Source organism: Stenotrophomonas sp. K-6, assembly GCF_056861555.1.
Window position 1 is genome coordinate 482,018 of the sequence record NZ_JBSPUC010000003.1, and the last position, 21,969, is coordinate 503,986.

General features: G+C 63.9%; 18 protein-coding genes and 1 pseudogene. 8 read left to right on the forward strand and 11 right to left on the reverse strand.

The window, feature by feature from the left end; genetic code table 11:
* Positions 1-29 precede the first annotated feature (29 nt).
* The 5 genes from AC13F7_RS12600 to AC13F7_RS12620 all read right to left on the reverse strand — a co-directional run bounded on the left by AC13F7_RS12600 (position 30) and on the right by AC13F7_RS12620 (position 5,459).
* On the reverse strand, positions 30-2,081 hold the full coding sequence (locus AC13F7_RS12600) for a TonB-dependent receptor domain-containing protein (RefSeq protein WP_483000773.1): 2,052 nt from the start codon (positions 2,079-2,081) through the stop codon (positions 30-32).
* A 143-nt stretch (positions 2,082-2,224) separates the two neighbouring features.
* Positions 2,225-2,458 (reverse strand): hypothetical protein, encoded by a 234-nt coding sequence (locus tag AC13F7_RS12605; protein WP_483000775.1) that lies wholly within the window; start codon positions 2,456-2,458, stop codon positions 2,225-2,227.
* A gap of 71 nt (positions 2,459-2,529) precedes the next feature.
* The gene (locus AC13F7_RS12610) at positions 2,530-3,459 is read right to left on the reverse strand and encodes a hypothetical protein (RefSeq protein WP_483000777.1); all 930 of its coding nucleotides are present in this window, start codon (positions 3,457-3,459) and stop codon (positions 2,530-2,532) included.
* Positions 3,460-3,539: 80 nt separating this feature from the next.
* Positions 3,540-3,956, reverse strand: coding sequence for an H-NS family nucleoid-associated regulatory protein (locus AC13F7_RS12615; RefSeq protein WP_260232211.1), 417 nt, complete (start codon positions 3,954-3,956; stop codon positions 3,540-3,542).
* A gap of 123 nt (positions 3,957-4,079) precedes the next feature.
* Positions 4,080-5,459, reverse strand: coding sequence for an alpha/beta fold hydrolase (locus tag AC13F7_RS12620; RefSeq protein ID WP_483000784.1), 1,380 nt, complete (start codon positions 5,457-5,459; stop codon positions 4,080-4,082).
* A 209-nt stretch (positions 5,460-5,668) separates the two neighbouring features.
* Between AC13F7_RS12620 and AC13F7_RS12625 the strand changes: the two genes are divergently transcribed.
* Positions 5,669-6,046: a hypothetical protein gene (locus AC13F7_RS12625; RefSeq protein ID WP_123729520.1), complete on the forward strand. Its 378-nt coding sequence runs from the start codon at positions 5,669-5,671 to the stop codon at positions 6,044-6,046.
* 184 nt (positions 6,047-6,230) lie between these two features.
* Here the strand turns inward: AC13F7_RS12625 and AC13F7_RS12630 are convergent, their stop codons facing one another.
* Positions 6,231-6,827: a DJ-1/PfpI family protein gene (locus AC13F7_RS12630; protein ID WP_483001048.1), complete on the reverse strand. Its 597-nt coding sequence runs from the start codon at positions 6,825-6,827 to the stop codon at positions 6,231-6,233.
* 67 nt (positions 6,828-6,894) lie between these two features.
* On the opposite strand from AC13F7_RS12630, the gene AC13F7_RS12635 reads away from it, so the two are divergent.
* Positions 6,895-8,208, forward strand: a complete 1,314-nt coding sequence (locus tag AC13F7_RS12635; RefSeq protein WP_483000789.1) for a serine/threonine-protein kinase — start codon at positions 6,895-6,897, stop codon at positions 8,206-8,208.
* Between the two features lie 24 nt (positions 8,209-8,232).
* On the opposite strand, the gene AC13F7_RS12640 is transcribed toward AC13F7_RS12635, so the two are convergent.
* The 4 genes and pseudogenes from AC13F7_RS12640 to AC13F7_RS12655 all read right to left on the reverse strand — a co-directional run bounded on the left by AC13F7_RS12640 (position 8,233) and on the right by AC13F7_RS12655 (position 12,125).
* Positions 8,233-9,228 (reverse strand): NADP-dependent oxidoreductase, encoded by a 996-nt coding sequence (locus AC13F7_RS12640; protein ID WP_483000791.1) that lies wholly within the window; start codon positions 9,226-9,228, stop codon positions 8,233-8,235.
* A 62-nt stretch (positions 9,229-9,290) separates the two neighbouring features.
* Positions 9,291-10,154: an alpha/beta fold hydrolase gene (locus AC13F7_RS12645; protein ID WP_483000793.1), complete on the reverse strand. Its 864-nt coding sequence runs from the start codon at positions 10,152-10,154 to the stop codon at positions 9,291-9,293.
* A 26-nt stretch (positions 10,155-10,180) separates the two neighbouring features.
* Entirely contained in the window at positions 10,181-10,969 is a 789-nt protein-coding gene (locus AC13F7_RS12650) for an SDR family NAD(P)-dependent oxidoreductase (protein ID WP_483000795.1), read from the reverse strand.
* A gap of 59 nt (positions 10,970-11,028) precedes the next feature.
* Positions 11,029-12,125 (reverse strand): annotated as a pseudogene (locus AC13F7_RS12655) (alkene reductase).
* A gap of 179 nt (positions 12,126-12,304) precedes the next feature.
* Here AC13F7_RS12655 and AC13F7_RS12660 point away from each other — a divergent pair.
* A complete protein-coding gene (locus tag AC13F7_RS12660) occupies positions 12,305-12,895 on the forward strand; it encodes a TetR/AcrR family transcriptional regulator (RefSeq protein ID WP_483000797.1) in 591 nt (196 codons plus the stop codon).
* Between the two features lie 73 nt (positions 12,896-12,968).
* Here AC13F7_RS12660 and AC13F7_RS12665 read toward each other — a convergent pair whose 3' ends face one another.
* Positions 12,969-13,709 carry a hypothetical protein gene (locus AC13F7_RS12665; RefSeq protein ID WP_483000799.1) on the reverse strand — a complete coding sequence of 247 codons (741 nt, stop codon included), beginning with the start codon at positions 13,707-13,709 and terminating at the stop codon, positions 12,969-12,971.
* A gap of 1,449 nt (positions 13,710-15,158) precedes the next feature.
* Here AC13F7_RS12665 and AC13F7_RS12670 point away from each other — a divergent pair.
* The 5 genes from AC13F7_RS12670 to AC13F7_RS12690 all read left to right on the forward strand — a co-directional run bounded on the left by AC13F7_RS12670 (position 15,159) and on the right by AC13F7_RS12690 (position 21,959).
* On the forward strand, positions 15,159-15,788 hold the full coding sequence (locus AC13F7_RS12670; RefSeq protein WP_483000802.1) for a TetR/AcrR family transcriptional regulator: 630 nt from the start codon (positions 15,159-15,161) through the stop codon (positions 15,786-15,788).
* Positions 15,789-15,850: 62 nt separating this feature from the next.
* A complete protein-coding gene (locus AC13F7_RS12675) occupies positions 15,851-16,963 on the forward strand; it encodes an efflux RND transporter periplasmic adaptor subunit (RefSeq protein WP_483000804.1) in 1,113 nt (370 codons plus the stop codon).
* On the forward strand, positions 16,960-20,025 hold the full coding sequence (locus AC13F7_RS12680) for an efflux RND transporter permease subunit (protein WP_483000806.1): 3,066 nt from the start codon (positions 16,960-16,962) through the stop codon (positions 20,023-20,025). The genes AC13F7_RS12675 and AC13F7_RS12680 overlap by 4 nt, the downstream gene beginning before the upstream one ends.
* Before the next feature lie 36 nt (positions 20,026-20,061).
* Positions 20,062-21,339 (forward strand): beta-ketoacyl-ACP synthase II, encoded by a 1,278-nt coding sequence (gene fabF, locus AC13F7_RS12685; RefSeq protein WP_483000808.1) that lies wholly within the window; start codon positions 20,062-20,064, stop codon positions 21,337-21,339.
* An 8-nt stretch (positions 21,340-21,347) separates the two neighbouring features.
* The gene (locus tag AC13F7_RS12690; protein WP_481470231.1) at positions 21,348-21,959 is read left to right on the forward strand and encodes a TetR/AcrR family transcriptional regulator; all 612 of its coding nucleotides are present in this window, start codon (positions 21,348-21,350) and stop codon (positions 21,957-21,959) included.
* The last annotated feature ends 10 nt before the right edge of the window (positions 21,960-21,969 follow it).

Sequence of the window (21,969 nt, forward strand, 5' to 3'; positions counted from 1 at the left end):
GCTTCAGGTCTGCACTCGACCCGGCGCGGTCAGAACCGCGCCGTGGCACCCACGAAGAAGGTGCGCGCACCCCCGTCGTAGTTGTTGCCTTCCTCGATGGTGGAGACATCGCCCAGGTTGAGGACGCCCGCGCGCACGGTCAGATGCTCGTTGACGTCATAGCCGGTGACCAGGTCCCAGGTGGTGTACGCCTTGGCGAACGTCGCGCTGGTGGAGGACACCAGCTGCTCGCCGATGTGCTGCGCGCTCAGGTTGAGCGACCACGCATCGGTGACCTGCCAGTCCAGCGAGGTGTTGGCGGTCAGCTTGGGCACCACCAGCAGGCTGGCGCCCGTGGTGCGGTTCTTCGATTCCAGCATGCGCGTGGCGTTGGTGATCCAGTTCAGTCGCTCATGCAGGGGCACGGTGACGCTGGCTTCCACGCCGCGGGTGCGGGCCTTCTGGATGTTCTGCGCGACCGTCCACCAGAACCCGTTGACGAAGCTGGTCGTCTGGCCGGGAATCTCGCGCAGCGGAACCTGCTGGATCTTGTCATCGAAATCGGTGAGGAAGTAGGTGGCCGAGGCCGACCAGCCGTTTTTGTCGAAGCCGACGCCCAGCTCGTAGTTGGTACTGGTTTCCGGTTCCAGGTTCGGATTGCCGGCCATGTAGCAGCCGGTGGTGCCATCGGCGCTGACCGAGCGGTTGGTCCAGCCTTCCACGGTCAACGCGGTGCAGCCGTTGCCACCGGACTGCGTCGCCGCGCCGGCCGTGCCCTGCTTCAGCGTGGGCGCACGGAAGCCCTGCGAGACACCGCCGCGCACGGTCCAGTCATCGGACGGGTGCCAGACGCCGTAGACGCGCGGGCTGAGGTTGTCGTCGTAGTTGTCGGTGTTGTCCCAGCGCAGGCCCACGGTGAGGATGAAACGCTCGTGCAGGGTGATGTGGTCTTCGGCGAACAGCGCCCAGGAGTCGGCTTCGCTGACCGGGCTGATGCGCCCAGTGCCGGTCCAGGTCACCGGCACGGTGCCGATGGTGTCGGTGTTCTTCAGCTCTTCGCGCTTCCACTGGCCGCCCACGTTCAAGCTCTGCTCGAAGCCCCAGTGGAAGCTGCGGGTGAACGCGGTATCGAACACCGTCTCCTTGGAGTGGTTGCCGACCGCACTGCCCTTGTCTTCGTAGTCGTTCTGCACCAGCGTCGTCTTGGACGTGGCGGCATCGCCGTAGCGACCATCGTGCATGACCACGTAGCCGGTCTGCACCAGCTTGGACAGGCCCCACGCACCGACCGCGCCGGCACCGCTGTTGCGCTGCTCGCCACGCGAGGCTTCGAAGCCCACGGTGTGGTCGTCGTTGACGCGCCAGTTCAGCAGGGCGTTGGCGTTCTCGGCCTTGTTGCCGGGCGTCTGCCGGCGGCCGGTATCCGATTCGCGGTTGGTGACATTGGCGCCGACGCGCAGGCCCAGGTTCTCGGTCAGCGGGCCACTGAACAGCGCGCCCATCTGGGTGGTATCACCGCGGGTAGGGGAATCGGGCTTGCTGTAGTTGAACGTGACCGAGCCGCCCCATTCGTTGGCGATCTTGCGGGTGATGATGTTGATCACGCCGCCCATGGCGTCGGAACCGTACAGCGAGGACATCGGCCCGCGGACCACCTCGATGCGCTCGATCATGTCCGGCGAGAGCCAGTTCAGATCCTGAGGACCCAGATCATCGCGGTAGTTCACGCCCGAGGAATTGCCCTGGCGGCGGCCGTCGATGAGGATCAGGGTGTACTGCTCGGGCAGGCCGCGCAGGCGGATCTTGGACTGCGCACCCGACAGCGCATAGCCGCCGGTGACGCCGGGAACGGTGCTCAGCAGTTGGCCGATGCTGCTGACCGGCTTGCGTTCGATCTCCTCGCGGGTGATCACGCTGATGCTGGCCGGCGCGTCCTTGATCCACTGCTGGGCGCCGGTGGCAGTAACGACGACCGTGTCCATCTGCTTGGCCGAGGCGGCATCTGCGGAGGCATCTGCATGCGCTTGGCTCGCCAGGGCAAGGCCAATGGCGACAGTCAGGGTGGCAACGGAACGACGGGAACGGGGAGAGGGGGACAACATCGACGCAGTACTCCTGGGAAAGAGGGGTCCGCTGGCGATGGCTTGGGGACGTCCGTGTGGGGAATTTCAACAACTCTTAACAATCGTATCACGAACCATTCGCATTTGAAATGTAACGATACGTTTGCTGTGTGTCCCCTTTATCAGCGCCAGCTCGGCGGTTCCCCTTTCTTCCAGCAGATCAGGACGAGCGCTACCACCACCGTCCACGTGCAAACCTGGAATACCACCGGTTCTTTGAAGGGCGAGAACACGAACGGCCCGGCCGCCAGAAGGGCGAACGCGATGGCGTAAACCACCCATCCCTGCCAGGCGCACGGAAGGCCCCATCCCCAGCCATGGGACCGCGCGACAAACCAGTAGTGCTTCTTCTTCATCGACTGCTATCTCCTTATAGCGATGTCATCCATGGAACACGTTGGCAACCAGGCGGGCGCCAACGAACCGGTCATTCCACCAAGACCAATTGTCCGGCAACCACCGGCCGCAGTGCCAGCTTGTGGGTGATGCTGGTGATGGTCCGGCGCGGGTCGGTCGGGTGCGGCCGTGAGGCGGTGGTGCTTCTGCCCTGGCGCCACAGCCCGAACATCACGATCGCCGCGCCCACCGGGTAGGACTTCAGCCATGCCGCATCGGCGTGCCCGACGCTCACTTCGTAGAAGTCCCTGCGGTCGGTCACGCCGGTCTGCTGATACTTCGGAGCACAGTTGAGGAAGGTGACGCCATGGGGATCACCGGGCTGCGGCGTGCGATGTGACCGCACCGTCCCGAGCAGCGCCAGCGGCAGCTCGCTGGATGCCGTGCCCAGCCGTTCCCATGCTTCGTCGTAGCGGTCCTGGCCGTAAAGGAAATTCGCCCAGTCGACCCGCTTCTTGCCCAGGCGCAGGGTCAATTGCGAGGTCAGCAGCGCGTCGTCCTCGCACATCGCCTGCAGGATCAGCAGGTCGGTGAGGGTGCGCAGGTAACCGTCGAGTGGCGCGTCGGCCGGGAGCAGGGTCGATCCGGCGCTGCGGCGCTTCAGGGCCTGCTGGAGAATCAACAGGCGCAGCTCATACGCGCCATCACCCAAGGCGGGCAGGAACTCGGGATCGGTTCCGCTGGCGAGCAGGGTCTGGAGATGTGAGGGGGCGTTGTAGCGGCACCCTGGCAGGTGCTCAGTCCCCTTGTTCAACGCGATGTACGCAGGAACCGAGGCGGGAAAGGCGCCGTCGGCACCGCTCCTGTCGTGCGCGGGGACGAATCGGACCGGCACGGCGCAGCCATCGCAGAGCAACGTGGGCAGGGTCTGCTGCGCGTCATGGCGCTTCTGCAGGTCGGCCAACCGGTGCAGGGTGCCGTGCGTTCCCACGGCCTTGCGCATCTTGATTCCGCGACTCATGTGCAACCACTGCTTCGTTCAATGGCGACCATCATAGTCGTTTGGATCAATCGCCCTGCGTCGCGAAACGCAGTGCCTGCTCAGCCCGGGTAGGACGGGAAGCGCTGATCCGGGTGTGTTTTCTTCCATTCGGTATGTGCCACGGTGCCCTCCCAGGCGAGGAAGGCACCGGGGATGCGCCCGCGGCCGGACCAGGTGGCACCGCTGTGCGGCAGCCAGAAGCGGGGCGGCAGCGCTTCGCGGGGGACTTTCGCTGGCTTGGCGCGTGCAATGGCGCTGGCCGATCCCTCGCTGCCCACCGCTGCCCGGATCCTGCGCTGTTGTTCCGGGCTGAAATCGGCGTAGGAGGCGGTAAGCAGCACGAGTGCGCGCTCGAACGCCTCCTTCGTGGCGGCCCGCAGCAGCGCGCTTTCATCCATCCCCGATCGCGCGACCGCAGCTGCCAAGGTGGCGTTCATCGTTGATGCGGAGGAGGCGGTGGAGGGCTTGCGGGGCATGGAATTCCAAGTAAGAGGGGACTGTCGGTGGGCACCATAGCAAATGCCGGTGTGAAGTCATCTTTTCGCGCGCGATGCTGCCTGGAACAGCGGTTGCGCTGGCGCCAAGCCGTTCGACCAGGATCAGGGCTCCTTCGGTTCTGTGCACCGCTGGGACACCTTGCGCCCTTCAACGAAGGCCCGCGCCGCGTTGGCGAAGCAGGATGGCGCAACCAACGCCAGCAGGTGCGCGCCACCGTCTACTGTGTGGAATGTCAGTGCCGTGGTCCTGGCGAGCTCGGCGGCATGCTCGCGGGCACCAGCGTAAGCCGTGTTCGGATCCAGTGTGCCGTGCACCACCAGCGTTTTTGGCAGGCCGGTTGGCGTTTTGCCGAACCACGCGTCGCGCGGATAGCGCGGCACCGGGCTGTCGACCAACAATCCAGGAATCGGACTGACGAACAGTTTCCCCTTTTCCTCGGCCTCCACCGTGGCCTTGGTCAGGTCCGGGCGCGCATTGTTTTCCGATGCGGCGATCAGCATCACCAGGGGCAGGGCAGGGCGGTTGTCCCCGCTTTGTCCGAGCTGCGCCAATGCGGCATTCCAGTCGGTCACTGTGCGCTCCAGCGAGCGGGCATCGCCGCGGGAGAGGTCCCGCGTCATCTGTGGAATACGATCGCGCAGCGCCGGGAAGCTCAGCAGCGCGCCATAGAACCGGCGCAGGTCGCCGCCGGGCACCTGCTTACGCCAAGACGCATCAGGTCCAGACGCAAGCAGTTGCGAGTACGCCGCCACATCAGGGCCGCGCAGCACCTGACGGCCGACTTCGTCCACCAGTGCCGTGCGCCGGCTCAGGTCCCACTGCTGGGTTGCCTCGGGTGGCACCAAGCCGTCCAGAATGAGTCCGTCCAGCGGAAAGGGTGCGACCTGCAACGCCCGCAGCGCGAGCTGGGTGCCGTAGGAAACGCCATATACCAGCAACTCGCCGCTGCCGCGTTGGCTTGTGATCAGAAGACCAAGGTCCTGCGCGGCTTCGGTGATGGAAAACGCCATGGTCCGCGTGGGGTTGGCGTACATTGCCCCGATGCACGGCCCCCATTCGGTCCCGGCAAGCCCCACACCGTCTGGGCTGTCGGGTGCCTCTTGAACCGGGCAGATCCGCGATGAGCGTCCAGTGCCGCGGTGATCGGCAATCACCAGGTCGAAGCCCGGGAACGCGCGCTGGTAGGTAGACAGCATCGGATACAGCGAGGCGCCGGCTTCGCCGGGACCGCCGGACAGCAACCAGACCTCTCCTCGTCTTGCGAGATCGGTCGCTGCCGGAACGCGACGAACGAACAACGAGATCGTTTCGCCGTCCGGTTCGGCATGCCGCAGGGGTACCTGCACGGTCATGCAGCGCGAGTCGCGCAGCTGCGGCGACGGCGCCGCATCGTCGCACGACACGGCAGAAGCCTGGATTCTTGCATGGACCAGTGAGGGCAGGGCGACCAGCAACACAACATATAGCGCGGCGCGAAGCATGGGCGACTGACTCATCGGTAGACGGAGCGTGACGATGCGGCTTTACCGACTCATCCTGCGAATGCCGGAAGTAACGTCCGGATGGCGTTCGCATCGACCGGCCGGACTCCAACCTGAACAGGGGGCGGTTCAGTGGAGGGTACGCAATGTTCCGGCAATCTTCGGCCACCAGATTCGATTCCACACCGATACGTTTGGAGGATCCAACGATGCTCACCTCAACCGCTTTCAGCTTCCGTGGCCTGGCCATGGCATTGGCTCTGACCGCTGGCGTCATCGCCGCAGGCGATGCCTCCGCGCTGTCGCGCAAGGACAGGAACACACTGGTCGGTGCCGTCGTGGGTGGCGTTGCGGGGCACGTGCTGTCCAACGGCGACCCGATGATGACCGCTGGCGGCGCTGTGGCCGGCGGCGCGATCGGCAATGTGACCACCAAGGATCGCCGCGACAACCGCGACTATCGCCATGATCGCGATCGCCGCTATGACCGCGACCATCGTTACGAGCGCACCAGCCGCCACGATCGTCGTCATGACCAGCGTCGCTGGGACCATGACCGCCGCAACCACAACCGCGGCTGGCGCTGATCGGAGCAGAGCGGGGGCCGTCTGCTGGGCGACGGTCGATCATTCCGGAGTGCGGAGATCGACCGTCGTCTATCCTTATGATCGGCCACTATCCCGCCATCAAAGTTCCAACTCACTCTCGGCCAACGGAAACTCACTGTGTCTGACGCTCCATGCGCCCGAAGATCCTTTGGCACGGAACTGATCAAGCACAAACGGCAACCTTTCGCTGCTCATGATCCCGGGTCGCGTGGTCACCTGGAAGTGCAGGGTTGAATTGCCTGGGACTCATGTGGAGGCATTGCGAAAGCTCGTCCACACTCAAACCCTGATGCAGGTTGTCGCGCATCCAGTACTCCAGCTGCTGGAACTGGTCAGGCAGATCCAGTGACTGAAGCTGTCTGCTGAACTGGCTTTGCCCGCCAGAGCGCTTGTTGGCCATGACCATCCGCTTTGCCACGTTGAGTGCAAGCGATGCCCCATGGTCCTCTGCGACCAAGGCCAGGGCCATGTTCATTCCCGCAGTGATTCCCGCCGAGGTCCACACGCGGCCGTCGTGGGTATAGATGGCGTCGGCTTGTACACGCACCCTGGGATAGCGTTCGCGCAGTTCTCGGACATCGCTCCAAGCGGGCGTCGCTTCACGGCCATCGAGCAACCCGGCTTCGGCCAGCAGGAGCGCGCCGCTACAAGCCCAGGCTACCTCTCGGGCGGAACTTCCACACGGAGACCGCGCCCCTACACCTTCAAGCGCCGCGAAGACTAGAATCGGCGGAACCTGGCATGCAACTGTCCGAAGCAGACCTTCGCCGTGTCGCGGATCATGTCCGGTATCCCACCGTCAAGGAGACGCGCCTGAGATGACACGGATGTCTATAGCCAAGTTTCGTAGCGTTGCGATTGCCGTTACTGGCATGATTCCATTTGCGGCAGCGGGAGCGGCGCAGCCGTCTGGGCTGGAAGAGGCGCTGCAACGCGTGACGACGATTGCGCAGATGCCCGCGTCGAAGCAGGCAGCAGAGGCACTCTGGGGAGTTCCGATGGATGCCCCTGTGGTGCTGCATGACCGCGCTACCGGAACGAGTTGGCGTCGAAACGTCGCCACGGGGGATGTGGAGTCTGTTGCTCTGCGGAAGGACCAGCCGCCTGCGAATACATGCATTGATATCGACGGCGCCGCCAACGTCCTGTTGATGCTGCCGCTGCCCACAGACAACGACGTACTCGCGACGCTGTTCTGGCATGAGCAATGGCACTGCGTGCAGGCCGTGCTTGGTCTTTCGGCTTCCGAAGGCGACACAGCGCATCTTGATGGTGAGCTTGGCCGAATGGCGCTGAGGTTGGAGATGCGTGCGTTGGCGAAGGCACTGTCCGCCAACGATGATCGTGATGCCCGGCCGCATGTCGCCGCAGCGCTGCGATTCCGCGCACTTCGTTCGGCGGGCTCGGCATCGGGCGCCCGCTTGCTGGCGGAAGAGGCGAGGGTTGAGCGCAATGAGGGCCTTGCCGAATACACAGGCCGCCGGGTCGCGGCTGCTGCCAACGGGGGGAACGTGGTGCCGGCGTTGGTGGAGTCTCTGGCTGCGGCGGATGCCTCACCAAGCTTCGTACGCTCGGCAGCCTACGTGACCGGGCCGGCGTACGCGATGTTGCTGGATCGGTGGTCGCCGCACTGGCGCAACGGCCTGTCGCCTGCCTCTGACCTGCCTGGCCTGCTGGCCAAATACCTGGGCACTCCGATCACCGCGACCGGCGCGGAACGTGTCGGTCGCCGTTATGAGATGGAGGAGGTGCGTGCCCAGGAGCAGGAGCGCGCAGCGATCCGGGCGCAGCGCAGTGCCGTGTATCGGGAACGGTTCCTCGGAAGTGATGCAGTTCGCCTGCCACTGAGCAAGCCCTCCGCGTCGTTCGATCCTCGCACGCTCTTTCCGCTGGGCGAATCGGGAACCGTCTATACGCCGCTGACGGTGCGCGACGAATGGGGCGAGCTGACGGCGGAATCTGGTGCGTTGCTGTCGAAAGACTGGACGCTTGTGACCCTGGGCGGCGGCGCGCTTGCTGGTGGTGCTTCGAACTGGACAGGACCAGGCTGGACCCTCGCTCTCAGCGAGGGCTGGCAACTGGAGAAGGACTCTGACGGCTGGCGTCTGACGAGCCTGAAGGAAGGTGCTAACCGCAGGTAGAAGAGGTTCTGGATCGCCTGCGACCTACCGCATCTCCACCACCACCTTGCCCTTGGCCCGGCCACTCTCGACATGGGCCAAGGCGCTCTGGGTCTCCTGGAACGGGAAGACCCTGTCGATGACCGGACGGATCGCACCGACCTCCACCAGCGAGGTGATCTCGCCCAACTGCTGCCCACTGGCCCGCATGAACACGAACGTGTAGGTCACGCCCTTCTGCTCGGCCTTGCTGCGGATGCCATGACTGAGCAGGCGCATCACCTGCTTGAGTGGCCAAGCCAGCCCGCGCGCAGTGGCAAAGGTGGGCGTGGGCGGCCCGGAGATGGAGATGAGATGCCCGCCCGGCTTGAGAATCTTCAGCGAGCGGGTCAGCTCATCTTTGCCGAGGCTGTTGAGCACCACATCGTAATCAGCCAGTTCGGTGGCGAAATCCTGCTGCTTGTAATCGATGACGACATCCGCCCCCAATGCCTTTACCCACCCGACATTGGCCGTGCTGGTGGTAGTGGCAACGAAAGCGCCCAGATGTTTGGCCAGCTGTATCGCCACCGTCCCGACGCCGCCGGAGCCGGCCTGGATGAAGACCTTCTGGCCTGGTTTGAGCTGGGCGGTTTCGACCAGCGCCTGCCATGCGGTCAGTGCGACCAGGGGCAGCGAGGCGGCCTCCACCATGCCCAGGTTGCCGGGTTTGAGGGCGACAGAGGTTGCCTTGATGGCAATGAACTCGGCGAAGGTGCCGATGCGATCATCGTCGGGGCGTGCATACACTTCGTCGCCCGGTTTGAACTGACGTACGCCGGCACCGACACGCTCCACCGTCCCAGCCACATCGTTGCCCAGAACCAGCGGCAGGCGATAGGGCAGGATCAACTTGAATTCGCCTGTCCGGATTTTGGTGTCCAGTGCATTCACGCTGGCCGCGTGCACACGGATGAGAACATCGTCATCGCGCAGGGGCGGCTGCGGCGCGTCACCGATGCCGCCGGTCTCCTTTTTGCCATAACGGTCGAAGGCTTTCATGGGCGGTGTGTCTCTGGTTGAGGGATGCCGTCGGGCTGCGGGGCAGGGGGGTGGTGGGTGCATCAGTTATCGAGGAACGCCAGCGCGTCCCGTACAAACTCTGCGTGATACTGGAATATCCCGCCATGACCGGCGTCGTCGTAGAGGACCAGCGTCGCATCGGGAATGCGGTGCGCCAGATCGCCACTGTTGGGCGTGGGGACCATGATGTCGCTGTCCCCATTCGCGATCAGTACCGGGATGCGGATGTCGCCCAGGTCCTGGGGCGATTGCCTGCCCCACGCGGTGATCGCCTTCAGTTGCCGCAGGAACGCCCCGGGTGAGGCCGGCCTGTCGCGATCATTCGCGCGTTCCCTCAAGCGTTGCAGGAACGCGGTGGCTGCCTGTCGGCTGCGGGCGCTGGCGGTGAAGAACAGGTAGTACCTGGGATCGCGCCGCGTCAGCAGGCCCTTGAGGATCAAGGGCCAGGACACGCGGCCCACCCGGTCGATACCGCGGCCACCCGCCGGCCCGGTGCCGGTCAGGATGAGCCGCCGCACCAGGTCGGGCGCGTCCAGCACCACCTGCTGCGCGACGAAGCCGCCGAGCGAAAAGCCGAGCAGATCGACGCAGCCCAAGCCCATCGTGCGAATCAGCGCAATCGTGTCCTGCGCCATTTCCGCGACGGTTAGCGGTGCTTTCCCACCTGATCCTCCAATGCCACGGTAGTCGATGGCGATGACGCGATGACTGCTGGCCAGGCCATCCACGATGCGCGGGTCGAAGTTGTCGAGCACCGCACCCCAGTGGTTGAGCATGACCAGCGGGATGCCGTGCCGTGGCCCCAGTTCGCGGTATGCAAACCGGGTGCCATCGACCTCCAGCGAGCCGGTTGGTGCATTCTCGAACCCGTGCCTGGATTCGGGGAGCGTGCTGGAAAGCGTCATGGTCGCGTACCTGTGGGGTCAGGGCTTCACTCGGTGGGGCGATAGCGTTCCGCCGCCTGCGCCTGCCGGATGTCCGAGAGCAGGCCCTGACGCGATGCGTCCAGCGTGTCCCAGCGTTCGGCCACATGCAGCGGTGGAATGGTGACGGTCTCGCGGCGATCAAAGCCGACCAGCGCCGCATCAACCAGCTCGCCGACATCCATTACCTCCGACAGCGTGTTGATGTCGATCCCGGCCCGCTCCCAGATCTCGGTGCGTGTCGCCGCGGGCAGCACGGCCTGCACATAGACGCCCTTGGGCGACAGCTCCAGGCTCAGTCCCTGCGACAGGAACAGCACGAACGCCTTGGTCGCACCGTAGACGGACATGCCGAACTCCGGCGCCAGGCCAACCACCGAGCCAATGTTGATGATCGCGCCTTCGCCGGCGCTGGCCAGCCGCGGTGCAACGGCAGCGGCAAGGCGGGTCAGGGCGAGGGTGTTCAGCGTGATCAGTTGTTCGATGCTGTCGGCCGACTGCTCGGTGAAGCCACCGGATTGGGCGATGCCCGCGTTGTTGATCAGGATGCCGATGCGGGCATCGTCGCGCAGGCGGGTTTCAACGGCGGCCAGGTCGGCGCGCTGGGTGAGGTCGGCCGGAAGTACGTCGATGGCAACGCCGGTGTCGTGGCGCAGGCGCGCGGCCAGTGCGTCCAGCCGCGCCGTGTCGCGCGCGACCAGGACAATATCGTGGCCGCGGCGCGCGAATCGTTCGGCGTAAACGGTGCCGATGCCGCTGGAGGCGCCGGTGATGAGGACAGCAGGAAGCAGGCTCATGGTGTGTCTCTTGAAAAGTAATGGGGCATTGGGGATGCAGCGTGGCGATGGCGACGGAGTTACTGCGCGAGCGTGGCGGTCAGGGCGGGGTAGTCGGTGTAGCCTTCCGCGCCGCCGCCATACAACGTGGCCGGATTCAGGGGGTTCAAGGGCGCGCCGGTCTTCAGGCGTTCGACCAGATCCGGATTGCTGATGAAGGCACGGCCAAAGGCGAACAGGTGGGCCTTGCCACTGGCCAGATGCGCGTTGGCCAGTTCCCGGTCATAACCGTTGTTGGCCAGGTAGGTGCCGGTGAAACGGCGGCGCAGGCCGTCGAAGTCGAACGGGGCGACATCGCGCGGGCCGCCCGTCGCGCCTTCGACCACATGCAGGTAGACGATGCCCAGCGCGCTGAGCTGATCGACGATGTAGTCGTACTGCGGCTGCGGATCGCTGATGGTCGCGATGGCGTTGGCCGGGGAGACCGGCGAGAGGCGCACGCCGGTGCGATCGGCACCGATCTCGGCTGCTACGGCGGCCGTGACCTCCAGCAGGAGGCGCGCACGGTTTTCGATCGAACCGCCGTAGGCGTCGGTGCGCTGGTTGGCGCCGTCCTTGATGAACTGTTCGAGCAGGTAGCCGTTGGCACCGTGGAGTTCCACGCCGTCGAACCCGGCGGCGATCGCATTGGCGGCGGCCTGACGGAAGTCGTTGACGATGGCCGGTAGTTCGTCGATCTCCAGTGCACGCGGCTCGGACACATCGACAAAGCCGTTGTGGACGAAGGTCTTGGTCTGTGCACGGATGGCCGAGGCGGACACCGGCGCGGCGTTGCCGGGCTGCAGATCCACGTGGGAGATGCGGCCCACGTGCCACAGCTGCACGAAAATGCGTCCGCCGCGCGCGTGCACGGCGTCGGTGACCTTGCGCCAGCCATCGATCTGATCCTGGGTGTACAGCCCCGGGGTGTCCTGGTAGCCCTGGGCCTGCGCCGAGATCTGGGTGGCCTCGGTGATGATCAGGCCGGCCGAGGCGCGCTGGGCGTAGTAGGTGGCGGCGAGCGGACCGGGCACCAGGCCGGCACCGGCGCGGTTGCGCGTCAGCGGTGCCATCACGATGCGGTTGGCCAGGGTCAGCGGGCCAAGGGGTAGGGCTGGAAGAGTGTCGAGGTCGTCATGGCGGGTGCGGGGTCGTGGTCGTTGAGGGGGTGGCGCGGGCGGGCCGGCAGTGGCGGCGCCTGGAAGCGCTGCAATGATGACGATCGTAATCTTAGGTGTCAATGGTTTGATGATGATGGCCATCTATACTTGGTAAACTGCGGGCCTATCGCGGCAGAGCGTCAAGAGACAACGAGTCATGAAGGTCACCAAGGCACAGGCGCAGGCCAACCGGGCGCACATCGTCGACACCGCCTCCACCCTTTTCAGGGAGCGGGGCTACGACGGTGTGGGCGTGGCAGACCTCATGGCGGCCGCCGGCTTTACCCATGGCGGCTTCTACAAGCACTTCGGCTCCAAGGCCGACCTGATGGCGGAGGCGGCGAGCTGCGGCCTGGAAAAATCGGCCGATGCCGCGGCCGACATGGACCTGGCGAGCTTCATGAGCCACTACCTTTCCCGGCAGCATCGTGACGCGCCAGGCCAGGGTTGCACCATGTCAGCGCTGTGCACCGACGCGTCGCGTCAGCCGGATCCGGTCAAGGCGGCCTTCGCGGCAGGTATCGAGGCGCAGCTGGGCGTATCCCGCCACTACCCGGAAGGCCAGTCAGACGGCCCCAGGTCCGAACAGGCGCGTGCGCGGCGTATCGCCTTGATGGCCCAGGCTGTCGGCGCGATGGTGTTGTCCAGGTCCTGCCCGGACGACTCGCCGCTGGCGGACGAGATCCTGGATGCGTGCCGGGACGACGTGCTGGCGCGGCTGGGTGGTGTGCCCAACAGACACCGCTAGGGGTTTCCCCGCGAACACCCGATTCCCCGCCGCCGTCAGCGGCACCGCCCTGATGCGGTGACTGGCATCACGGTCATTCGCCGCGTGTTGCTTCAAAGCGGTAGGGATTGCCCTGATCGGAAAAGCGCAGCAAGTAGCGCGCAATGCGTGTCTTGCCATCGGGCAACACATAGTCCACTTGCAGGCCGGGCCGAGGGTGTTCCTGCTCAGCACCGAGGTAGGTGTTGCTCGGATAGCTGAAGCCGCCATGGGGCGCCTTCCGTACGGCTGCACACGTGGCAAACAGCGGTGGCAGCGTGTACAGGCGCTCACCATGCAACAACAGCACCACTGTGTAGCGGACGGCTGTGCCACTGCTGGAATAGCGCATATCCAGGCAAACCGACGTGCCGCGCTGCCAGGCCGTTACGGCCGTCAGGTTCTCCGGGTCGATCGCCGTCTCGCTGCGCCAGTGCGATGACGCCAGGCTCACAGCACGGCTCAGTGGCCAGCGCCGCGTCCCCACCATCAACGCTTGGCCATCAAAGGCAACATCGAGGCCACCCTTGGGCGGCATCATGGGCAGATCGCCGGGCGTGGTCCACAACGGTTGGTCGTACCGGCGCAGCGCCTGGTGCATGGAGGTCACCCAGATGCAGTTCCGGGGTGATTCCGTGCAAGGCATGCCCAGCGACGTTCCCGATTCCGGAAACAAGGCACCGCCGAGTGACCGGTAGAAATCGCCATAACTGGTAAAGAAAACAGGTTCGGCCTGGGCCGCCGCCGGCAGGCACACGCTCAGCAGGACAGCCAACGCACGGGGGAAGGGGGACATTGTGCATTCCATGCGGGTAGTGGCATTCAGGGTCTTGCGCAGATTTCAGGGGATGGCCGATCTGCGTGCGATGGACATCCGGTGAAACGTACGAAGTAGTGCAGGCGCACCCGCGGAAGTGAGCGGGCACAGGATGATCAACGAGGCATCGACGATCCGCAAGGCTGGGTGCCGGGGGAGCTTACGATCGCGGGGACCGGCTAGACGCTGGCTTGTTAGCTGCACCCAGCCGCCCTAAGATCCAGCTTCCGGGCCCAAGGACTTCACTCGCTACGCGAGTCGGCTTGATTCCGGAGTTGAATGCGCTTGGAGCAAAAATGCATCGAAAATGTGCAGCTGCCATTTTTCTCGTCGCTGCCGGCTCCGCAGCGGCAGCGACGTCGCCCCTCAGTCCATCAGATTTCTTTGGCACTTGGCGGTGCGGCCCAACTGTCATGCAGGGACCAGGCTTCACTGTCACGGTAACTGATGAAACCACCAAGCTTCCGGACGGCACCTTCACTGGTCACTCCCGTAGCGTGATCTCCGCTCCAGGTAAGGCTCCTCTCGCACTCCAAGATCGCAGTAGCGGCACGTGGGAGCTTGTCGGTGACGTCGTGAGGTCTCGGATCAACCATGTCGAGTTTCTCTCGGCATCAGATCCATCGATCACCAAGGATGCCGGGCAGAGGGCGCAAGATGAGCAGCTAGCCAAGAAGTCCGTCTATGAATCTCGGATCCTTGAGTTCAATGGCACGCACTCGCGCTCCATTCCAGTCAACTCCATCTACAAAGATGCGGCTGTCGAGTCCACCTGTGAGCGGATCTAAGAATTCATTCAAGGCGACGCCGCTTTGCGGCTCGGCCTGACTGTCTGCTGGGAACGGCTGCTCTTGGCCGAAAGCTGATATGAGGACTACCTTAGCAACCCGCCAGTGCTACTGTTGGCTATCGACCCAGAGGATGCCGGGTATTAATGGGATAATCTGTCCTGTGCGTTCAAATATTAAGAGGCTGGGTGCTAATGTCCGTCTTCGAGTTCAGGGCAAGGTGGAAGGAAGAATTGGTCTGCACCGGGCCGGGCGGCACGTTCGTCCTTGAGTTGCCAATGGGAATTCTTACTGCCTACCTCCCAACTGAAGATGCGTTCAAGAGAGCGGCGCCCTCATGGGCCGAGCACCTTTGGCTGGAGCTTAGAAGTGAGCTTGCACAGTGGTGCGTAACCAACAAGGCGCAACTGATCATAGACCCGACAGCAGGAGTCTACTAACTGATCGCAGCAGTCAAGCGCCAAGGTGGTTGTTGATAGTCGGACGACGTCTTGGATGTCTGCTTCTGGCCTTAACCGGACATGGAAGAACGGAACCGGGCATGTGGCGGTGTGATCGGTGTGCAGTGCATGGCGCGCGTGACCCCATACTCGAATGGTAGCTGTTTGCCCGCATCGGCACACGGCGCTACCCTTGCCCGATGTCTATTTCACCCTCCGCAGCACTGGACGCCGGGCGCGGCCCCGCTGAGCACGATGTGCGCACGCAGATCATCGAGGCTGCCACCGCGCATTTCAGCCATTACGGCTACGACAAGACCACGGTGTCCGACCTGGCCAAGGCGATTGGCTTTTCCAAGGCCTATATCTACAAGTTTTTCGCCTCGAAGCAGGCGATCGGAGAGGTCATCTGTGCCAATTGCCTCGCCCAGATCGAAAGTGATGTACATGAGGCCTTGCGGGGAGTAGACGCTGCGCCCGATCGGCTGCGGGTGCTCTTCACCACCATCGTGGAGGCCAGTCTTCGCTTGTTTCTCCAGGATCGCCGCCTCTATGAAATCGCTGTGGCGGCCGCGACGGATCAATGGCCGTCGACCCAGGCCTACCAAGGCCGCATCCGGCAGCTTGTCGAGGTCATTTTGAAAGATGGCCGCGCCTCCGGGGCGTTTGAGACCCAGACACCGCTCGATCAGACCAGTCGCGCGGTGTACCAGATCCTGGTCCCGTATCTGAATCCGGTGACGCTTCCACACGTGTCGGTCATGCACGAAGAATCGCCCAAAGCCTTGCAGGAGCTGGTTCTCAGGAGCCTTTCACCTCAACGGTTGTGACTATTGACGAAAGCGGTCACTAGGAACAGAATGCGTCCGGATATCCCACTCCGGAAGGCCGTATGCGTCGCCGCTTTGTAGTCGTAGCCATCTCCTGTGTCGCTCCGCTTTTCCTTGTAGCCTGCGGAAAGTCTGACGAAATCGACCCCCGCACTTCGCCGCCTATCGTCCGGCTTGCTCAGGTCCAAGCAGGCGCCGGAAATGCACGCACGTTTACGGGGACCATCGCCGCGCGGGTGCAGAGCGATCTCGCTTTCCGAGTGGGTGGCAAGATCACTGAACGCCTCGTCGAGACCGGGCAAACGGTCAAGCGTGGCGATGTGCTTTACCGGATTGATCCGATCGATCTGAACTTGGCAGCGGCCTCTCAGCAGCAAGCGGTGATTGCGGCCCGTGCGCAAAGCGTTCAGGCCATTGCCGACGAAGCGCGGTATCGAGATCTGGCGGCAAAGGGTGTCGTGTCCCGGTCGGCCTATGATCAGATCAAAGCGGGGGCAGACGCAGCAACGGCACAGCTCAACGCGGCCGAAGCGCAAGCCCGGGTAGCGCGTAATGCCAGTCAATACACCGCGCTCGTTGCAGATTCCGATGGGATGGTCATGGCCATCTCCGCTGAGCCCGGTCAGGTTGTGGCGGCGGGGCAGATTGTCGCCCGGCTTGCCCGCGCTGGGAGCAGGGAAGCAGTTGTTCAGCTCCCAGAGACGCTTCGTCCCCAGATCGGCTCCGTGGCCTCGGCGTCCTCGTTTGGGGGAAGCGGCAAGATCCCGGCACGGTTGCGCGTGCTCTCTCAATCGGCAGACCCCGCCACCCGAACTTTCGAAGCCCGTTACACGCTGGAAGAGGGCAACACCCCATTGCCGCTGGGTTCAACGGTGGCCGTAGAGCTTGCAGGCGCCGCAGCTGTCGGCGTCTCGGCCGGAGTTGCGGTTCCGCTGGGCGCACTGTTCGATCCTGGCACCGGAACGGGCGTATGGGTAATCAACGGTGAGCCGCTCAAAGCTCATTGGACGCCGGTCGCCGTCAAGCAGCTGGGCGATGATCATGCTTTGGTCGAAGGCGCATTGAAGGCCTCTGATCGCGTGGCGGCGCTTGGCGCACACATGCTCCGCGAAGGGCAGGTGGTTCGCCTGGCTGACAGCGCCAAGACCACCGCTGCAAACGGAGCCCATCAGTGAGTGGGTTCAATCTGTCGGCGCTTGCGGTGCGCGAGCGCGCCATCACTGTTTTCCTGATCTTTCTGATCTCCGTGGCCGGCATCGTGTCCTTCTTCCAGCTCGGCCGCGCTGAGGATCCTGCTTTCACGGTCAAGGTCATGACCATCGTGACGGCGTGGCCTGGCGCTACGCCCACCGAAATGCAGGACCAGGTCGCCGAGAAGCTGGAAAAGCGATTGCAGGAGCTTCGCTGGTATGACCGCAGCGAAACCTACACGCGGCCTGGGCTGTCCTTCACCACGCTGACGTTGCAGGACGGCACGCCGCCTTCGGAGGTGCAGGAGGAGTTCTATCAGGCGCGCAAAAAGATGGATGACGAAGCGGCGAACCTGCCCGCAGGCGTGATCGGCCCGATGGTCAACGACGAATATGCGGACGTCACCTTCGCTCTGTTCGCACTGAAAGCGAAGGGTGAGCCGTTCCGCCTGCTTGCGCGTGATGCCGAGACGCTGCGTCAGCGCTTGCTGCACGTTCCTGGCGTGAAAAAGGTCAACATCATCGGTGAGCAATCCGAGCGCATCTATGTGGAGCTTTCCCACGAGCGGTTGGCGAACCTCGGTATCACGCCACAGGAGGTCTTCGGAGCGCTGAACGGACAGAATGCCCTGACCTCCGCAGGCTCGGTCGAGGCCAAGGGCCCACAGATCTTCATTCGCCTCGATGGCGCACTGGATCAGTTGGACAAGATTCGCGATACGCCCATCGTTGCACAGGGAAAGACCCTCAAATTGCAGGACATTGCCACCGTCAAGCGGGGCTATGAGGATCCATCGACCTTCATGATCCGCAACGGCGGCGAGCCGGCCATGCTGCTGGGTATCGTCATGCGTGACGGCTGGAATGGCCTGGATCTTGGTGAATCCCTCGACGCGGAGGTCAAGAAGATAAATGACGGGCTTCCTGTGGGCATGGCACTGGACAAGGTCACCGATCAGGCCGTGAACATCAGCGCGTCGGTTGACGAGTTCATGATGAAGTTCTTCGCCGCGCTGCTGGTGGTGATGCTGGTGTGCTTTGTCAGCATGGGCTGGCGGGTGGGTGTCGTGGTGGCGGCAGCCGTGCCGCTGACGCTGGCCGCGGTGTTCCTGGTCATGGCCGCCACCGGCAAGAACTTTGACCGCATCACGCTCGGCTCGTTGATCCTCGCGCTCGGTCTGCTGGTTGACGACGCCATCATTGCCATCGAAATGATGGTAGTGAAGATGGAAGAGGGCTACAGCAGGGTCAAGGCATCGGCCTATGCCTGGAGTCATACCGCAGCGCCCATGCTCGCCGGCACGCTGGTGACGGCGGTGGGCTTCATGCCCAATGGCTTTGCCCGGTCAACCGCGGGCGAATACACCAGCAACATGTTCTGGATCGTGGGCATCGCGCTGATCGTGTCGTGGGTGGTCGCGGTGTTCTTTACGCCCTACCTGGGGGTGAAGCTTCTCCCTGAACTCAAGACCGTGGAAGGCGGGCACAGCAGCCTCTACGACACGCCGCGCTACCACCGTTTCCGATCAATCCTGGCGCGCGTGATTGCGCGCAAGTGGCTTGCCGCCGGATCGGTGATCGCGCTGTTCGTGCTCTCTGTGGTGGGCATGGGGCTGGTCAAGAAGCAGTTCTTCCCCATCTCCGACCGTCCGGAGGTGTTGGTCGAAGTGCAGATGCCCTACGGCACCGCCATCGAACAGACCAGCCTGGCCACCAGGAAGGTGGAGCAGTGGCTCGCTGGGCAGGAAGAAGCGAAGATCGTCACGGCCTACATCGGTCAGGGCGCGCCCCGGTTCTACCTCGCCATTTCCCCGGAACTGCCGGACCCGGCGTTTGCCAAGATCGTGGTTCGCACCGACAGCCAGGAACAGCGCGATGCACTGAAAGCCAAACTCCGTCAGGCCGTGGCCGAGGGCTTGGCGCCCGAGGCGCGGGTGCGCGTGACCCAGTTGGTGTTTGGGCCTTACTCGCCCTATCCGGTGGCCTACCGTGTCAGTGGCCCGGATCCGGATGTCATCCGTGGGATTGCGGCCAAGGTCGAGCAGACCCTGCACGCCAGCCCGATGATGCGCACTGTGAATACCGATTGGGGCGTGCGCACGCCGACGCTGCACTTCACCCTGGATCAGGACCGTCTGCAGGCGATGGGGATGACGTCGGCATCCGTCTCACAACAATTGCAGTTCTTCCTGAGCGGGGTGCCGGTCACTGCCGTGCGTGAGGACATCCGCACCGTCGAGGTTGTTGCTCGCTCAGGCGGGGACACGCGCCTGGATCCTGCGCGGATTGCGGACTTCACCCTGGTCGGGGCTGCTGGCCAGCGCGTGCCCCTTTCCCAGATCGGCACGGTCGAGGTTCGGATGGAAGAGCCGGTGCTGCGTCGTCGTGATCGGGTGCCCACCATCACTGTGCGGGGTGACATTGACGATGCGTTGCAACCACCGGATGTATCCACCGCGATCAGCAAGCAGCTTGAGCCGCTCATTGCTGCTCTGCCAGAGGGTTACGCCATTGCCCAGGCCGGTTCCATCGAGGAATCGGGCAAGGCAATGAGCGCCATGCTGCCGCTGTTCCCGATCATGCTGGCGGTGACCCTGCTGATCATCATCCTGCAGGTGCGGTCCATCTCGGCAATGATCATGGTCTTCATGACCAGTCCGTTGGGGCTGATCGGCGTTGTGCCGACGTTGCTGTTGTTCCAGCAGCCATTCGGCATCAACGCGCTGGTGGGATTGATCGCGTTGTCGGGCATCTTGATGCGCAACACGCTCATCCTCATCGGGCAGATCCACGAGAACGAAGAAGCTGGGATGGAGACCTTCCACGCCATCATCGAGGCGACCGTTCACCGGGCGCGCCCGGTGATCCTGACCTCATTGGCTGCGGTGCTTGCCTTCATTCCGCTGACCCATTCGGTGTTCTGGGGAACGCTTGCCTACACGCTGATCGGCGGCACCATCGCCGGCACCGTGATGACGCTGGCCTTCCTTCCGGCGATGTATGCCATCTGGTTCAAGGTCCGAGCGGAAAAGACCCCCGTTGCCTGACATTGGCCCGGACCTCTTTTATATGGGAAGTGATTCATGAGCATTGCTGACAAAGACCGCATCGTGGTGACCGGAATGGGCGTGGTCAGCCCACTCGGCTGCGGGGTCGAGATCGTCTGGTCGCGCCTCCTGGCGAGGCGCTCCGGGATCGGGTCGCTGGGTGCCGATCTTGCGGCGGGAACCGGCTGCGAAGTAGGCGGCCGCGTGCCTGACCGCGTTCAAGATCCGGAGGCGGGCTTTGATTCCACCGGGATCATCGCGCCGAAAGATCTCAAGAAGATGGATCGGTTCGTTGAGTTCGCGCTGGTCGCTGCCCACGAAGCGCTTGCGCAGGCGGGGTGGCGTGATGCTGATGAGCGGGGGTTGCTGCGAACCGCTACCGTGATTGCCACTGGAATCGGCGGGTTTGGATCGATCGTCAATGCGGTCCACACTACCGAAAGCCGTGGGCCTGGTCGGTTGTCACCGTTTACTGCGCCCACCTTTCTGGCCAACATGGCGGCAGGGCAGGCATCGATCCGCTACGGGTTCAAGGGTCCGCAGGGCGCACCCGTCACGGCATGCGCAGCGGGCGTCCAGGCGATCGGCGATGCTGCGCGCCTGATCCGCTCAGGTGAGGCGGACATCGCGCTGTGCGGTGGTGCCGAGGCGGCGATGCACCGGGTCAGCCTCGGCGGCTTCGCGGCGGCCAAGGCGTTGAGCACGTCGTTCAACGACGCGCCCGAAGCTGCATCTCGCCCCTTTGATGAGCAGCGGGACGGGTTTGTCATGTCCGAAGGGGCAGGGTTGCTGGTGATCGAGCGTCTGGATCACGCCTCGGCGCGTGGTGCCAAGCCGCTTGCCGAGCTGGTGGGCTACGGCACAACCTCTGATGCCTACCATCTGACGGCCGGCCCCGACGACGGCAGTGGCGCGCGGCGGGCGATGGAAATTGCGCTGGCGCAGGCGGGTATTACGCCGGATCAGGTTGATCACATCAATGCGCATGCGACGTCCACCCAGGTGGGTGATCGGGCGGAGCTCGCGGCGATGCGGGCGCTGTTCGGTTCCCGCCCCGATCTTCTGATCTCTGCCACCAAGTCCAGCACGGGCCACCTTCTCGGGGCGGCTGGCGGCATCGAGGCCATTTTCACCGTGCTCGCGCTGCGCGATCAGGTCGCGCCAGCGACGCTCAACCTCCTCAGCCCAGATCGCTTGGCGGAAGGGCTGTCGATCGTCACCGGGGAGCCTCGTCATGCCGATATGGCCTTTGCGCTGACCAATGGCTTTGGCTTTGGTGGCGTGAATGCCAGTGCAGTATTCCGGCGCCTGTGAACACGTCTATGAGCACGGTTGAGTCACCCACCTTCCCAAGCAGAACCGCGTTGCGCTGGAAGCGGGCGAGGGCGCAGAGCCGGCAGTGCATCCTGGACGCGGCCGGTACCGTCTTCGCGGAGGACGGCTTTGAGCGCACCACGATGAAGCGAATCGCCAGCGTTTGTGGTGTCACCAAAGTGACGATCTATGCCCACTATCGTGATAAGGAGCGTCTCTACACATCGGTCATGGACGGTCATCTGGCATCCATGACGTCAGGCGAGCTCAGCCTGCCTGCGGGCACCGATCTTGGCGACGCGTTGATGTGCATCGCCGGCGGCATTGAACGATTGGCCGCAAACCCCTCGTGTCTGGCATTCTGCAGATCGTTGTTGCGCTCCGGTCCTGGCATCGACCTTTACCGGGAACGCTGGAGCACGGTGCTGGAACCGTATCTCGATCTGGCGGAAAAGGCCTTTGAGCGCGTTTCTGTCGGCTCGACCTGCTCCGGCGACGGGGAGCGGTTTGTCAGCCTCCTTCTTGCAGAGCATGGCTTGCCTCAAGGGCGCAGGCGAGCGCCTGACAGTCATGCAACGGCCGCGCTGTTCCTACGCGCCTGCGATCTACGCGTCAGGTAAGCAGGGAGCC

What these genes read in the sequence shown, in the direction of transcription:
- AC13F7_RS12600 (WP_483000773.1), bottom strand. Translation starts at nt 2,081, where the DNA reads ATGTTGTCCCCCTCTCCCCGTTCCCGTCGTTCCGTTGCCACCCTGACT.
- AC13F7_RS12605 (WP_483000775.1), bottom strand. Translation starts at nt 2,458, where the DNA reads ATGAAGAAGAAGCACTACTGGTTTGTCGCGCGGTCCCATGGCTGGGGA.
- AC13F7_RS12610 (WP_483000777.1), bottom strand. Translation starts at nt 3,459, where the DNA reads ATGAGTCGCGGAATCAAGATGCGCAAGGCCGTGGGAACGCACGGCACC.
- AC13F7_RS12615 (WP_260232211.1), bottom strand. Translation starts at nt 3,956, where the DNA reads ATGCCCCGCAAGCCCTCCACCGCCTCCTCCGCATCAACGATGAACGCC.
- AC13F7_RS12620 (WP_483000784.1), bottom strand. Translation starts at nt 5,459, where the DNA reads ATGCTTCGCGCCGCGCTATATGTTGTGTTGCTGGTCGCCCTGCCCTCA.
- AC13F7_RS12625 (WP_123729520.1), top strand. Translation starts at nt 5,669, where the DNA reads ATGCTCACCTCAACCGCTTTCAGCTTCCGTGGCCTGGCCATGGCATTG.
- AC13F7_RS12635 (WP_483000789.1), top strand. Translation starts at nt 6,895, where the DNA reads ATGTCTATAGCCAAGTTTCGTAGCGTTGCGATTGCCGTTACTGGCATG.
- AC13F7_RS12640 (WP_483000791.1), bottom strand. Translation starts at nt 9,228, where the DNA reads ATGAAAGCCTTCGACCGTTATGGCAAAAAGGAGACCGGCGGCATCGGT.
- AC13F7_RS12645 (WP_483000793.1), bottom strand. Translation starts at nt 10,154, where the DNA reads ATGACGCTTTCCAGCACGCTCCCCGAATCCAGGCACGGGTTCGAGAAT.
- AC13F7_RS12650 (WP_483000795.1), bottom strand. Translation starts at nt 10,969, where the DNA reads ATGAGCCTGCTTCCTGCTGTCCTCATCACCGGCGCCTCCAGCGGCATC.
- AC13F7_RS12660 (WP_483000797.1), top strand. Translation starts at nt 12,305, where the DNA reads ATGAAGGTCACCAAGGCACAGGCGCAGGCCAACCGGGCGCACATCGTC.
- AC13F7_RS12665 (WP_483000799.1), bottom strand. Translation starts at nt 13,709, where the DNA reads ATGTCCCCCTTCCCCCGTGCGTTGGCTGTCCTGCTGAGCGTGTGCCTG.
- AC13F7_RS12670 (WP_483000802.1), top strand. Translation starts at nt 15,159, where the DNA reads ATGTCTATTTCACCCTCCGCAGCACTGGACGCCGGGCGCGGCCCCGCT.
- AC13F7_RS12675 (WP_483000804.1), top strand. Translation starts at nt 15,851, where the DNA reads ATGCGTCGCCGCTTTGTAGTCGTAGCCATCTCCTGTGTCGCTCCGCTT.
- fabF (WP_483000808.1), top strand. Translation starts at nt 20,062, where the DNA reads ATGAGCATTGCTGACAAAGACCGCATCGTGGTGACCGGAATGGGCGTG.
- AC13F7_RS12690 (WP_481470231.1), top strand. Translation starts at nt 21,348, where the DNA reads ATGAGCACGGTTGAGTCACCCACCTTCCCAAGCAGAACCGCGTTGCGC.